This window comes from Plantactinospora sp. DSM 117369 (assembly GCF_053764795.1).
The window spans coordinates 2,503,688-2,516,846 of the sequence record NZ_CM132446.1; the positions used below are offsets into that span (position 1 = coordinate 2,503,688).

The 13,159-nt window shown below is 67.9% G+C and carries 11 protein-coding genes and 2 pseudogenes; 6 read left to right on the forward strand and 7 right to left on the reverse strand.

Translation table 11 applies throughout. From position 1 onward, the window contains the following. The first annotated feature begins 138 nt into the window (after positions 1-138). Both ACSMXO_RS11185 and ACSMXO_RS11190 read left to right on the forward strand, forming a co-directional pair. Positions 139-519 (forward strand): DUF6355 family natural product biosynthesis protein, encoded by a 381-nt coding sequence (locus tag ACSMXO_RS11185; protein WP_455417627.1) that lies wholly within the window; start codon positions 139-141, stop codon positions 517-519. Between the two features lie 296 nt (positions 520-815). After that, positions 816-968 (forward strand): pentapeptide repeat-containing protein, encoded by a 153-nt coding sequence (locus tag ACSMXO_RS11190; protein ID WP_455417628.1) that lies wholly within the window; start codon positions 816-818, stop codon positions 966-968. A 179-nt stretch (positions 969-1,147) separates the two neighbouring features. Here the strand turns inward: ACSMXO_RS11190 and ACSMXO_RS11195 are convergent, their stop codons facing one another. Together ACSMXO_RS11195 and ACSMXO_RS11200 are read right to left on the reverse strand one after the other, a co-directional pair. After that, complete coding sequence (locus ACSMXO_RS11195; protein WP_455417629.1) at positions 1,148-3,484, reverse strand: tetratricopeptide repeat protein; 2,337 nt, start codon at positions 3,482-3,484, stop codon at positions 1,148-1,150. A 302-nt stretch (positions 3,485-3,786) separates the two neighbouring features. Beyond that, a complete protein-coding gene (locus tag ACSMXO_RS11200) occupies positions 3,787-3,981 on the reverse strand; it encodes an IS3 family transposase (protein WP_455417630.1) in 195 nt (64 codons plus the stop codon). 181 nt (positions 3,982-4,162) lie between these two features. On the opposite strand from ACSMXO_RS11200, the gene ACSMXO_RS11205 reads away from it, so the two are divergent. From ACSMXO_RS11205 to ACSMXO_RS11220, 4 genes and pseudogenes are all read left to right on the forward strand, one after another. Continuing rightward, entirely contained in the window at positions 4,163-5,407 is a 1,245-nt protein-coding gene (locus tag ACSMXO_RS11205) for an MFS transporter (RefSeq protein ID WP_455417631.1), read from the forward strand. A gap of 50 nt (positions 5,408-5,457) precedes the next feature. Next, complete coding sequence (locus ACSMXO_RS11210) at positions 5,458-6,042, forward strand: TetR/AcrR family transcriptional regulator (RefSeq protein ID WP_455417632.1); 585 nt, start codon at positions 5,458-5,460, stop codon at positions 6,040-6,042. Between the two features lie 131 nt (positions 6,043-6,173). Further along, the gene (locus tag ACSMXO_RS11215) at positions 6,174-7,553 is read left to right on the forward strand and encodes an IS1380 family transposase (protein ID WP_455417633.1); all 1,380 of its coding nucleotides are present in this window, start codon (positions 6,174-6,176) and stop codon (positions 7,551-7,553) included. A 506-nt stretch (positions 7,554-8,059) separates the two neighbouring features. Continuing rightward, positions 8,060-8,158 (forward strand): annotated as a pseudogene (locus ACSMXO_RS11220) (helix-turn-helix domain-containing protein); the annotation flags it as partial. Here ACSMXO_RS11220 and ACSMXO_RS11225 read toward each other — a convergent pair. The 5 genes and pseudogenes from ACSMXO_RS11225 to ACSMXO_RS11245 all read right to left on the reverse strand — a co-directional run bounded on the left by ACSMXO_RS11225 (position 8,125) and on the right by ACSMXO_RS11245 (position 13,042). Continuing rightward, entirely contained in the window at positions 8,125-8,688 is a 564-nt protein-coding gene (locus ACSMXO_RS11225) for an SDR family oxidoreductase (protein WP_455417634.1), read from the reverse strand. The pseudogene ACSMXO_RS11220 and the gene ACSMXO_RS11225 overlap by 34 nt on opposite strands. A gap of 341 nt (positions 8,689-9,029) precedes the next feature. Further along, a complete protein-coding gene (locus tag ACSMXO_RS11230; protein ID WP_173033881.1) occupies positions 9,030-9,425 on the reverse strand; it encodes a hypothetical protein in 396 nt (131 codons plus the stop codon). A 32-nt stretch (positions 9,426-9,457) separates the two neighbouring features. Next, a complete protein-coding gene (locus ACSMXO_RS11235) occupies positions 9,458-11,467 on the reverse strand; it encodes a hypothetical protein (RefSeq protein WP_455417635.1) in 2,010 nt (669 codons plus the stop codon). Positions 11,468-11,863: 396 nt separating this feature from the next. Further along, positions 11,864-12,115: pseudogene (locus tag ACSMXO_RS11240) on the reverse strand (transposase); the annotation flags it as partial. A gap of 213 nt (positions 12,116-12,328) precedes the next feature. Next, the gene (locus tag ACSMXO_RS11245; RefSeq protein WP_455419220.1) at positions 12,329-13,042 is read right to left on the reverse strand and encodes an IS6 family transposase; all 714 of its coding nucleotides are present in this window, start codon (positions 13,040-13,042) and stop codon (positions 12,329-12,331) included. Positions 13,043-13,159: the final 117 nt, after the last annotated feature.

Here is a 13,159-nt window from a genome sequence, read left to right on the forward strand (position 1 = left end):
ATTCGGTGAAGCCAATCTGAATCCGGGCAGCGTTAGCTTTTTCGTACTCGAACACCAGACGCAGAAGGGTGCTGAAGATCGTTCGCCGCAGGTGGCATCCGCGTCGTGGTACGACCACCGGTCGTCCAAGGAGGAATCATGACCAACGGCCCAACTGTCCCAGCGCGAGTACGGGAGCGTGCGAAGGCGCTCAGGCTCGCCTCCATCGGTGCGGGCGCAGTGGCGCTCGCGCTCGGTCTCGGCGTCGCGCCGTCCGTGGCCTCGGCGGCACCGGCTGGTCAAGGATCGACTGAGGCTGGTGCCGCAGCGACTCCCTGCGGTTACGTTACGACGACCGACGGCTTCCACGCCTACTACAACCACTGCGACTCGCCGCCTCGGACCGATGTGGTCATCAACGTCGACACCATTTTCGCCCCCGACTATGAGCTGTGCGTGAAGCCGGGCCTGACCTACCTGGGACGGACCTACGACATCCGGTACGCGGTCTATGTCGGGAGAACCTGCAACGCCGGCTGACCCGGCACGCACCGGGCGATACCGGGGTTGCGGCGGCGGTGCGCCCAGACGGTCCTGTGGCCGGCCGGGCGCATCGATCCGATCGCTGGTCACCGTGCCGCAGAGCGGCCATCCGGTACGACTGTGAGGATGGACGAGAGGTCCCCTGGCGCGACGTGCGCCCTGCGACAATTTCCTGTATGGCCGGGTTCACGCTCAGGTTCGCCTCGCGGCGCAGCGCATCCTCGCCCGCCATCTCAGGCCGACCACCGAGGACGGGATCCCGACCCGTTGTACTGGGGGATCGCATCCTGGACATGACCGAGGCTACTCTCATCAGCATCGATATCACTGGGTGCAACCTCCACCAGGTGAACTTCAGCCGGACGAGGTTTCACGGCGTCGCTACGTTCGATGGAGCAACGTTCAGGCACGGTATCCAGTTTGATGGCGCGACCTTCGGTGGATGACTCCCCGGCCTGTGGATAGCTGACGACCCGAGGATGACTCTGCCGTTCGCCGGAACCTGGGGGCCTGTGCTTCGCTTCGAGTTCGACCTTGTTCCCCGGTCAGGGCGGGTAGTCAAGATCCAGTCTCAGGTGCCCATACCTCCGTGAGGAGACCAGCGAGCCATTTTCGATCTGACCATTCAGAGCGGGAATTCGCGCAGCGACGGCAGTTCCTCCAGGCTCGACCGGGCGCTCGCTGTGTATGGGTGCTCTTCGCCCAGGACCCGGATGTAGTCGGCCAGCACGGCCGTGAGAACGGTCCTTGCCCGGCGGCGCTGGCCGCGTACCGCGAGGGCTAGTCCCAGGTTGCGGCGTGCGTTCAACGACGCGGTGTGGTCGATGCCGAGCACCCGCGTCCGGTCCTGCGCCACTCGCTCGAACAGCCGCAGCGCGCGCCGATGGTGGCTGGCGGCGGATAGTGCGCGGGCGAGGAAGAGTCGCAGCCGGATCAGGCGCGGGTTGTCCCGTGGGAGGGTCGCCTGGGCCTGTTCAACGAGGCCGCGTAGTAGCGCGATGGCCTCGTCGTGGCGGCCTGCGGCCGAGTAGGCCGTCGCTCGGTACTGAGGCCACCACAGGGCCAGTGTTCCAACGGGCTCGGCGCGATGCAGGTCGGCGTTGATCTCGTGGAGCGTGATCGCCTCTGCCGCGCGGCCGATTCGGACATAGGTTCGGGCGAGTTCGCCGCGGGCGTTGATGGTCGACTCGTGCTCGGCCCCGTATGCGCGGGTGTTCTCGCGGAGGTTCTCCTCGAAGATCGGGACCGCTTCGTTGATTTGTCCCATCGAGCGCAGGGTGCTGGCGATGTTGATGCGTGCGGCCATGGTCGAGCGGGCATCGGGGCCGCAGGCGCGCAGGCTCTCCTGCAGGTTGTAGCGGTGGATCTCCAAGGCGCGCTCCAGTAGGCCGGCGCACTCACAGCAGTACCCAAGCAGGTTGCGGGCCGACACGGTGCCCGACTTGTCGGGGCCGTCTATGCGCATCCGTTCCGCGAGGGCCTCTTCGGCGAATGTCACGACCTCGAGTTCGCGGTCGGTGCCGATGCCCGCGTCGATCACGGCACGGCGGGCGAGCGAGACGGCCTCGTCGTCGATGCCGTCCGCGTTCTGATGCTCTTCGAGTACGGCGATCGCGGTGGTCAGCGAGCGGGCGGACTCGCCGAGGGCGCCGAGCCGCTCGACGCTCCACCGGCGCAGCCGCAGAAGGTCGGCGACGAGTCCCGTCGCCTCGGGGTCGGGCTTCAGGTCGCGGTGCACTGCGACCCAGACGTCGGCGACGTGGTCGACCAGATCGACATCGGCCGGCGGTGTGGCCGCCACGGCGGCGTCGAGCAATGTGGTCGCTTCCTGTGCCGCCGCCCGCAGTCGACCTTGGGTTCGTATGCGCGTCAGTGCGAAGCGTCGCGTGAGTCGATGCATGACCACGACGGTGCCGGTGACGTCGAACCCGATGACGGAGGCACCGGCCAGAGTCGCGACGGCGCTGTCGATTCCAGGCCGCTCGATGGGCAGGTGATACAGCAGGTCGCGTCGGACTCCGCTGGGTGACAGTAGGGCCATGAGGTCGACAACGCGCCGGGCCACGCCGGTCGGGTCGGCCGCCTCGGCGTCGGCGATCGAGCGAAGTGTGGCCTGCTCGACGCTGCTCGGGTACTCGTCTCCCGGCACCCGGGCAAGCATTGAGGCGAGTGGCGCGGAGCCGAGTCCGGCGAGGTAGTCGCCGAACGACTGGCGTCGGCGGCGGATCACCGCGCCGGCCTGTGACAGTGCGAGGGGAAGGTCGCCGAGTTCGTGCGCGACGAGCGTGGCCTGTTCGATGTCGTTGAGGCCGCTACGGGCGCACAGGAAGGCCGCGGCCTGCGCCGGGGTGAAGCCCTCGACGCGGACCTCGGCACCGAGCTGGGCGAAGTCCTGGTTGGTGGTGGTGATGACGGCCCGCGCCCTGCCGCGGCGGGGCAGCCAGGGCAGGACGGCATCGGGGTCGAGGGCGTTGTCGAGGACGATGAGCGACGGCGACGGCCGCTGCTCCAGCCAGCGCAGCGCGGCCCTCGCGGCGGCGTCGGTGTCGATCACCGCGTCGATGAGCCCGACCTCGCGGGCCAGGGCCGCCAGCGCCGTCACGATCGTGGCGGGTTCCTCGGCGACGATCCACAGCACCAGCCGCAGGCGCCGGGCCAGGCGTTCGCGGGTGTACGTCGCGGCCAGGTGGGTCTTGCCGACACCGCGACCGCCGATCAGCGCGACGACCGAGCCGCCGTCGAGGGCGCGCGCCAACTGGTCGAGCAGCGCCGCCCGGCGGGTGTGGGCCAGCGGCTCCCGCGGCACATCGCCGATTACGACCGGCGCCCGCCACCGCACGGACCTACGCGACACGCTCCCGGTGGAGGTACGGCGCAGCTGCAGGTACGAGATCCCAAGTCCGGCCACGGCCACGACCGCGCTCACCACGCCCACCGTCACTTCGGCGCTCACGCGTTCCACGTAACCACACCCGACGATCCGTGTGATTCCGCCGTCCGGAGGGACAAATATCGATGCCGACCGTAGACGTCGACCATGCGCTCGCTCTCATCGCGGCTGCCCATCGCAGTTTGGTGCTGCCTGGGCCTACTGAGATCTCCTTGGTGAGTTCCCCCGCTTCGATGGAGCGGTGGTTACCTGCTGCCGGCCGGCGCAGGGGTGGTGACTGGTGGCTCGGCTGGGTTGCTCTGGCGGGTATGCCGGGCGGTCCCGTACTCGTCAGGGCTGAGGTAGCCGAGTTCCTTCTGGATCCGACGGGTGTTTTACCAGCCGTCGATGTAGGCGAAGATCGTGTTCTCGGCCTCGTCGCGAGTGCGCCAGCTTGTGCGGTAGACGAGTTCGATCTTCAGGGTGGACCAGAAGTTCTCCATCAGCGCGTTGTCGAACGAGTCGCCGACGGAGCCCATCGAGTCGGCGCGGACGTGTGGGCGGCCGAGATCCTGCGCCCGCTCTCCCATACGGTGATCGACCACCAGGCCGGGGCCGCCCCGGGACGACGCCACCCTGATGCTGGCCGAGTGGTCGGAGGCTGCGGCGCGCCGCTCCGTGCCGTAGGACGCGGATCACGTTGTTTGAACAGACAGGTCTGTCTAACCTAAAGACCGCACCAGACAGACGGGCCTATCCAGGGAGCCGCTCGTGAGCGCCACCGCCATCGCCGCCGATCGGCGGACCATCCCCACCGGTCGCATGGGCCGCTTCCGCCTCGGAGGCACCAGCTCACTGGTCCTGCTCGCCTCGATCGTCGTCTCGCTGCTCGCCGCGTCCAGCGCGCCGACCCCGCTCTACGCGACGTACCAGGCCGAATGGGGCTTCTCGCCGATGACCACCACCGTCGTCTTCGGCGTGTACGCGGTCGCGGTGCTGCTCGCACTGCTCGTCTTCGGCCGCCTCTCCGACCACGTCGGCCGGCGGCCCGTGCTCCTCGTCGCCCTGCTCGTCCAGGCCGCCGCCCTCGTGGTGTTCGCGCTCGCGGGTGGCGTACCCGCGCTGCTCGCGGCCCGGGTCGTCCAGGGTCTGGCCACGGGCGCGGCGCTGGCCGCGCTCGGAGCCGGCATGCTCGACATCGACCGCGTCCGCGGCGCCACCGCCAACGCGGTCGCCCCCGGCATCGGCACCGGTGGTGGTGCTCTGCTCTCCGCCCTTGTCGTGCAGTTCCTCCCCGCCCCGACCCACCTGATCTATCTGGCGCTGCTCGGCGTGCTCGCGCTTCAGGCGGTCGGCGTAGCGCTGATGCCCGAGACGGTCTCCCGCGCGCCCGGCGCCCGGCACTCGCTGATCCCGGAGATCAGGCTGCCGCGCGACGTCCGCGGTCCGGTGGCGATCGCCGCGCCGGTGCTCTTCGCGGTCTGGGCGCTGGCCGGCTTCTACGCCTCCCTCGGTCCGGCCCTGGTCCGCGACCTGGCCCACTCCACGTCCGCGGTCTACGGTGGCCTCGGCCTGTTCGTGCTCGCCGCCGTCGCCGCACTGTCCGTGCTCGCGATCGACAAGCGCGCGGCGAAGACGGCGCTCGCGGTCGGCGTCATCGGCCTGATCGTCGGCGTGGCCGGCACGCTGGTCGCGATCTCCGCCGGCTCCACAGTGGGCTTCCTGGTCGCGACCGGGGTCGCCGGCATCGGCTTCGGCAGCGGCTTCCAGGGGGCGATCCGGATCGTGGTGCCGCTGGTCGCCGCCCACGAGCGGGCCGGCGTGCTGGCCCTTCTCTACGTGGTCTCCTACCTGGGCTTGGGCGTGCCGGCGGTGGTGGCCGGGTTCCTGGTGGTGCACGCGGGCGGCCTGATCGACACCGCGCGGGAGTACGGCATCGCGGTGATCGTGCTCGCCGCGCTGGCGGGTGCCGCCCTGGTGCGCCGCCAAGCGCCTCGGATCAAGGCGGCGAGCTGACCGGTGCGCGCACGTACGATGACGGCAAGCTGACAAAGGCGGTGAATGAGATGGCGGTAACCACCGCGCGGCCATCGGCCCGGGAGCGGCTGCTCGCCGCGGCCGACGAGCTGTTCTACCGCGAGGGTGTGCATGTGGTCGGCATCGACCGCGTGATCGAGCACGCCGGCGTCGCGAAGGCCACGCTCTACAACACCTTCGGCAGCAAGGACGAGCTGATCCGGGCCTACCTGCGGGGCCGGCACCGGACGATCGAGAAGCGGGTCACCGAGAGCCTGGTCGCGTACCGGACGCCGCGGGAAAAGATCCTCGGCGTGTACGAGGTCCAGGGCGCGCGCCTCGCCGAGCCGGACTACCGGGGCTGCCCGTTCGTGGCCGCGACCGCGGAGGCGTCCTCCGGCGGGGCGGCCACCGTCGCCGCCGACGATTACCGGGCCTGGGTGCGCGGGCTGTTCACGGACCTCGCCCGGCAGGCCGGCGCCGCCGACCCGGGCAGCCTTGGCCACCAGCTCCACATGATCTACGACGGCATCGGGATCACCGCCCGGATGGACCGCGACGCGGCCGCCGCGCTCGCCACCGGCCGCGCGCTGGCCGCCACGCTGCTGGACGCGACGCTCGGCCCCGCTGCCTAGCCCGGGTGATTCATGGTGATCATCAATTCGTGGGGTCTTCCGGCGTGTAGATAGACGGAAGTGCCTCTCTGGCAGGGGAAACTTGTGATTGCGACATCTACAAGGTTCTCTACCTGGGAGGCACTTCCGCGGTGAAGTTTACGGCGTGGTCGAAGGATCTGCGGGTCACCGCGGACGGAACGGGTGTGGTGTCGCACGTCGGTGCGGCGCTGCTGCGGATGCTGGCCGACCGGTCCGGGCTGACCGGGGCGTTGTCGGGCGGGCTGGCCCGCCGGGGGCGGTGGCCGGTCCACGATCGCGGCCGGGTGCTGGTGGATCTCGCGGTGATGATCGCCGACGGTGGCGAGGCGATCTGCGACATCGACGTGCTGCGCCACCAGCACGAGGTGTTCGGGTCGGTCGCGTCCGATACCACGGTGTGGCGGGCACTCGACGAGATCGGCACCGCTCAGCTGCGGCGGATTGCGGTGGCCAGGGCGAGGGTCCGGGCTCGGATGTGGCAGCTGTTCGGCGGGGCGCCGGCAGCCCGGGCGGCGGGCCGCGACATCGGCGCGGGCGTGGTCGTGCTGGACGTGGACTCCACGATCGTGCTCGCCCACTCGGACAAGGACGGCGCCGCGGCGACCTACAAACACACGTACGGCTTCCACCCCATTCTCGTGACCTGCGACAACACCGGCGAGATGCTCGCGGTGAAGCTGCGGCCGGGAAACGCCGGCGCGAACACCGCCACCGACCACGTCGAAGTCCTCGCCGACGCGATCGCACAGATCCCGGTGCCCCATCGGCGGCATCTGCTCGTGCGAGGTGACAGCGCCGCGGCTACCCACAAGGTCCTCGACTGGCTCACCAACCTGAACACCACGCGCCGGCGAGTGGAGTACTCGATCGGCTGGTCGATCGGTGAGCCGGAACGCGCCGCCATCACCGCACTACCCGCGACCGCCTGGACACCGGCGCTGGCCGCCGACGGCGGCATCCGCGAGGGCGCCCAGGTCGCGGAGTTGACCGGGCTGCTCACCCTGACCAGCTGGCCACAAGGTGCGCGGGTCATCGTCCGCCGTGAACGCCCGCACCCCGGCGCGCAGTTGTCGCTGTTCGAGGAACGTGACGGCTGGCGCTACACCGCGATCGTCACGAACACCCAGGCCGGCGCCCTGCAGTGGCTCGAAGCCCGACACCGCGCCCACGCCCGCGTCGAGGACCGGATCCGCTGCGCCAAAGACACCGGCCTGCGCCGGCTACCGTCCCGCGAGTTCGCCATCAACCAGGCCTGGTGTGTTGCCGCCGCGATCGCCGCGGACCTCATCTGCTGGCTGCAACTGCACGCCCTGGACGGTGACCTCGCCACCGCCGAGCCGAAACGGCTGCGCTACCGGCTGCTGCACACCGCCGCCCGCATCGTCCACGGACAGCGCCGCCGCCGGGTGCGCAACCCGGCCACCTGGCCTTGGGCAGAACAGATCACCGCCGCGTTCACCCGGATCACGGCGATCCCCGCACCCGGCTGACCCCGGGCCAACCCCCGACCCACCGGCCGGAGAACCCAGGAGACCACGCCCACCGCCGCGACAGACGGCCCACCACCACGCCCAGCCCACCAAACAATCGACACCACTCGATCAGACCGGCTGGGCCGGCAGCACCGCCGCTACACGCGAATCATCGAGGCTAGGCTACGGAAAGCAGCGCTGGCTGGCTCGACGACTTCCTTCGGAAATCCGTGACGCTGGCGTCGGCATTCGCGTCGTAAACCTGCCCAGCTAACGATCTCGTGCGCAATAGGACGGTCGGTGGCGTCGATCCGCGTAGGTAATGATCCTCGGGTGTCGGTCCGGTGGGCGGCTGTACAGCCGTTGAATGACTGGGGTCTGCTTTGGATGGCCGGGTGTGATCTACCACTATGGACGCTGGGTCGGTATCGGCCTATGCCTGTGGTGTGAGGTACGCCGATAGTGGGGGCCTGTCCGCTGCGGGACGGGCCAGGCGGGAGCAGGTACGGATGCGGGCCGCGCGGATGTTCGCCGTCGATGTGCCAGCGACGCAGGTCGCGGCCCGGTTGCGGGTGTCGACGAAGTCGGTCTACCAGTGGCGGCGCCGTTGGCGTGCGGGTGGGATGACCGCCCTGGCCTCGACCGGGCCGGGTGGAAACCTCTCCCGGCTCTCGCCCGACCAGGTTCTGCGGTTGCGGGCCGAGTTGGACCTCGGCCCGGCCGCGCACGGCTGGACCGAGGACCAACGGTGGACCCTGGCTCGGGTCATGAGGATGGAGCCGCCGTCGTTGAAGAGCGGGAGGGCCTTTTGGACGGTGAACAGGGTGCCGCGGGCGTTGAGCCCGAACCAGGTGTCGAACTGGGCCTCAGTGATCTCGCCGAGCAGGGCCGGCTCGCCCCCGCCGGCACTGGCCCACAGTACGTCGAGGCTGCCCTTCTCCCGCTTGACCGCCGCCACCGACTCAATCCCACCGGCAACCGACAACTGAACACCGCCCTGCACACCATCGCGCTGGTCCAAGCCCGCGATCCCGGCCCCGGCCGTGTCTACTACCAGCGCAAACTCGGTGAGGGAAAGACACCCGCCGAGGCGCGCCGCGCCCTGAAACGACGCGTCACCAACGTTCTCTACCGACACCTCATCAAAGATCAACTCAGACTAACCACCGGCACGGGTTGACACACAGAGGCGCTCTTGAGCCTCTCCCCGCCACGGTGACCGGCGGGCACATGCCAAAACAGAGCCACACCAACACCTGCGGCGGGCAGCCGATGAGAGAGCGACCCGCCGGTCACCTCGACCTAGCCTGGCCGGGCTGCGGTCGTACCACCAGTAGATAAGAAGCCGATGAGAGGGCGTCGCGCTCGCTGTCGTACCGATGTGGGTTCGCCGAGAAGTGGCCGTGGGCGCCGGCCTGGTCGCGCAAGTCCTGCATGGCGACCGTACTTCTCGGCGATGTGCGGGCCTGCTGGCAGACGCTGATTGTCAGCAGGCTACAGGTTGTTGATTCGGGCCAGCAACTCTGCCTCGGTCAGGTTTTCCAGGACCGCGTCCTGCTTGCGGCCCAGGACTGCCAGCAGCTTTTCCTTCTCCAGCTTCTTGGCTGCCGCTGCCTTCGCCGCCTGGTCCTCCGCGAGGCGGATGGCGATGACGTGCTTGACGACCTCCAACTTGGTCTCCAAGGTTGCCTTGGCCGGATTGGTCTCGGTGGCCACGAACGACTCGGTGTCGATGGCCTTCAGTTCGGCGTTGACCGCCTTGGCCACGTCATCGAGGCTGAAGCCGGACTTGGCGGTCAGCGGAAGCTCCCACAGCTGTTCCGTGGTCAGCAGTCCCTTGGCCGACGGGTAGCGGAATTTCTCCCGCGTGGCCTTTTCAAAAATGGTCACGATGGCCTCTCTCAGATTTACTGGGTAGGAAATCAGAACTGGATACTGATGAGGTGGCGCCGGCCGTCGGTCATGGTCACCTTGGCGACCACAGAGCTGCGGACCGTGGAACTGAAGCCGAGGCCGGACAGCTGATCCGGGGACGGCTCGCACTTGGTGCGATCGCCGAGAACCTCGAACACCTTGCGGTGCGGTTGCAGGTCGCCGCGGAGGAACTCGTTGTAGATTCCCCGGGTCGGCTGGTCGTTCACGCACCCTTTCAGGATGAAGAAGTAGTGGCGGTTGCCGACCTCGCCGTCGTCGAAGTAGTTCGGCGAGTACATGATGGTGGACACCGGCACGAACTGTTCGGTGGTGATTCCCCACAGGTCCTTGCCTGCGCTGCCCGGCTGCATGTCCTTACCCGGCCGGAAAGCGGTGATCACCTCGTCGGCGACCGTCATCCGGCCCACCTCGACGGTCTCCTTGTGGCCGACCGCCCGCTCGTGGCTGTAATGCTCGATTTTCCCGTTGCTCTCGGTCTCGATCACGAAGCCGACCTCGGTGCTTTCCCGCTTGTTGAACTGGTTCACCTCGATCCGGTACTCGCCGTCGGGGACGTTGTCGGTCCAGGTGACGTTCTCCACCGGCTCGCGCGAGAACGTCCCGCCCGCGTTCATGTCGACGTCCAGCTTGTTGCGTTTGTCCTTGTACCAGATGTGGTCGCCGTTGGGTTCGAACACGTGCAGGTCGAGGTCGTCGTGGTTGAACCAGGACAGGCTCACCCGCAGCTTGCCGGAGACGTTGCCGCCGGCCCGCTTGACCTTCTCCTTGATCGAGTCGGTGACGTTGCCGTTGTAGGACCATCCGAAATCGTTGTCCCAGGTGAACAGCCGCGGGGCGGCCGGGTGCCGGCCGGTGGTGAGACTGACGAAGTGCGGTTCGTGGCTGTTGGCGACCCACAGGTCGATGGTCGCGGCGCCAGGCAGGATGTCTTTCATGAAGGTGACCACGGGAATCTCCTCCGGCTTCGCGTCACGAAGGCGCGCACCTGCCGACCTCATGGTGGCCGCCTGCATGAGCAGCCCTTCGATGCCGTCCTTCATCCGCGACTGTGTGTCGTTGTCGACCCATAGCACGTTGGTGACCGACACGTCGGACAGCCGGGCGAACCGTCGCTGCAACGACTCCTCGATGCCCAACTCGTCGATGGTCTTCATGGCAGCCTTGACCATGGCCGGGGTGATCAACGCCGTGGGGCGCTGGTAATTCTGCGGTGCCACCTTCGTCTCGAACGACCGGACCGCCTGCTCCAGGTCGACGCCCGCGGAGAGATCCTGGACGAGGGTGCCGATCACCGTGTTGCGGAACCGGGCCGCCGGGTTCATGGCGTTGGCGAAAATGAAGGCCTGTCCGTCGGTCGCCTTCGTCCACCGGTTCTGCAGTGACCGGAACTCGGTCACCGCCCGACGATGCTCCGTGCCGCGGTAGAGGGCGTTGTCGTCGATGAGGTCGACGACGGTGTCCAGAGCGTGCTGGGTCAGCTCGGCCAGGCCACGCTGGAACACCTGCACCGCGGCGTCGAAGGTGCCCCGTGCCGCGCCGACCTCTTTGATGCGATGCCGCTTCTCCACCCGGCCGTGCAGGTGGTGCCACACCTCGACCTGGCCGTCGCGCAGCGTCCGGGTCGTCCTCGTCCCGTACTGCGCCTCGGTGGACCGGAAAATGGTGGACAACGGCAGCGTGCTGACGAATTCGTCCATTGCGGCGGCGACGACGGAGAAGACCGGGTCGGATGCAGACACCCCGGACCAGACGGAGCGAACCTGTCCGTTGTGGATCTCGACGACGTTACCGAAGTTCCTGATGAACCCGCGGCAGGTCGAGCAGTCGTACTCGGACCGCTCACGGAACCGGAGATTGGTGCCGGCGGGGAAGGAATCGAGAAAGGTGAGCCAGAGTGAGTCCCGGTCGAGACCGTCGCCGACGACGTACAACTCGCCCTTGGACATCGCGGACAGACGTATAGTCACATCCGTCACGAACCGCTGAAAATCGCCCACTGTGTCATCCTCCTTGATCACCGGAGATCCTATGGAGTGCCTGCAATCGGAGAAACGCATTTCCGGCTGTCCGCACGGTCACGGACGGGCGCCGGTGGCCGGCGGTCAGTCGACCGGATTCGCGCACGGCGGTTGGGTGCCGAGCCGGCGGTCGGCAGTCCCGCCAGTTGGCCGGTGACTCCGTTGAGCAGATCCCGGCTCACGCCGTGGTTGCCTTCCCGGGCACCGGCAGGCATGGGTGGTCGGGGCATGCTCCGCATGATGATTTTCCTCGTCACCAACAACTCCGCCGACTACTGCGAGGAGACCGGTGTCCTCGCGCTCGAACTACGTGCCGAGATCGAGAGGGTCGTCTGAGAGGGCGTGTGATTCACGTACTTCGTCGGTTATGTGGGTTTAGCCGTATCGCCAGGTTGGGGTGGTTTCGGTGGTGAGGCGTTTGGCGAGGTTGTCGATCATGGCCAGGGTGATCATGCTGGCGGAGTTGTCGGGTCGGGTTTCGTAGTCGTGTACGAGCCGGCGGTGGTGCATGAGCCATCCCAGGGTGCGTTCGACGAGCCAACGCCGTTTGACGACGCTGAATCCTCTGGCCTGTGGGTCCTTGGTGACGGTCTCGACGTCGATGCCGAGTTGGGCGCCGTGTTCGATCGAGGTGCCGTGGTCGACGAACGCCGATCGAACTTCCTCAAGCCGGGAGCCGGCCAGGGCGGGCGGCCGGCCGCAGTGATCACCTGATGAGCAGCGGTGTCGTGGCGTCGTTGGCGGCGAGGTCGTGGAAGTTCGACAGCGGGCCCGACAGGACGCGCGGCGCTGTTGCGTTGCGGGGTCAAGGGGCATGTCGAGCCCTCGTCGGGTTTGCGGTCAGGTGGCGTGGGTCAGCTCGGTAAACGCGGCAGCGACCCGCTTCGCTAACGGGACATCGGCGGTGAGTTCGTAGTGGCCGCGTCGTAGGTTCTGCATGAAGGCGTGTCCGGCGATGATCACTTGTGCGGTTCGGTCGGTCCTCAACCCGCGCATCGGTCGTAACCGGTGCTTGAGTTGGCTGTGATCTGCCTCGATCGGATTGTTGGCGTGCCGTTCGACGTGGTGCCAGGCTGAGGGAACGAGGTCGTCGAGCACCGCGGGGTAGGCCGGGGCGGCGTCGGTGACGACCTCGATGGGGGTCACCTTCAGCACCCGTAGCGCACGCTGGAAGAACCGCCGGGCCGCGGTGGCATCACGGCGCGCGGAGACCAGCACGTCGAGCACCTGCCCGTGCTGGTCAACTGCCCGGTAGACGTACCGCCACACCCCGTTGACTCTGATGTAGGTCTCGTCGACAAACCACCGATCACCAGGTGAGTGGCGGGAGAACCGGGCGGCGTCGGCCAGCAGCGGGGTGAACCGTTGCACCCACCGGAACACGGTCACGTGGTCGACCTCGACCCCACGCTCGATCAGCAGCTCTTCTACGTTCCGATAGGACAGGGCGTAACGGAGGTACCAGCGGACCGCGACGACGATCATCTCGGCCGGGATCCGAAACCCAGTAAAGGCCGACTTCGGCGGCGACCACGGACGACGAGAACTCGACAGCTTCACCGGTCAAGCCTGCCCAGATTCTACGACCACCGGCAACGCAACAGCGCCCAGACGAACAACGCTAGACATCTCATAGACAATGGGCGATGCATGTCGGGGGTGGCGTGGGGA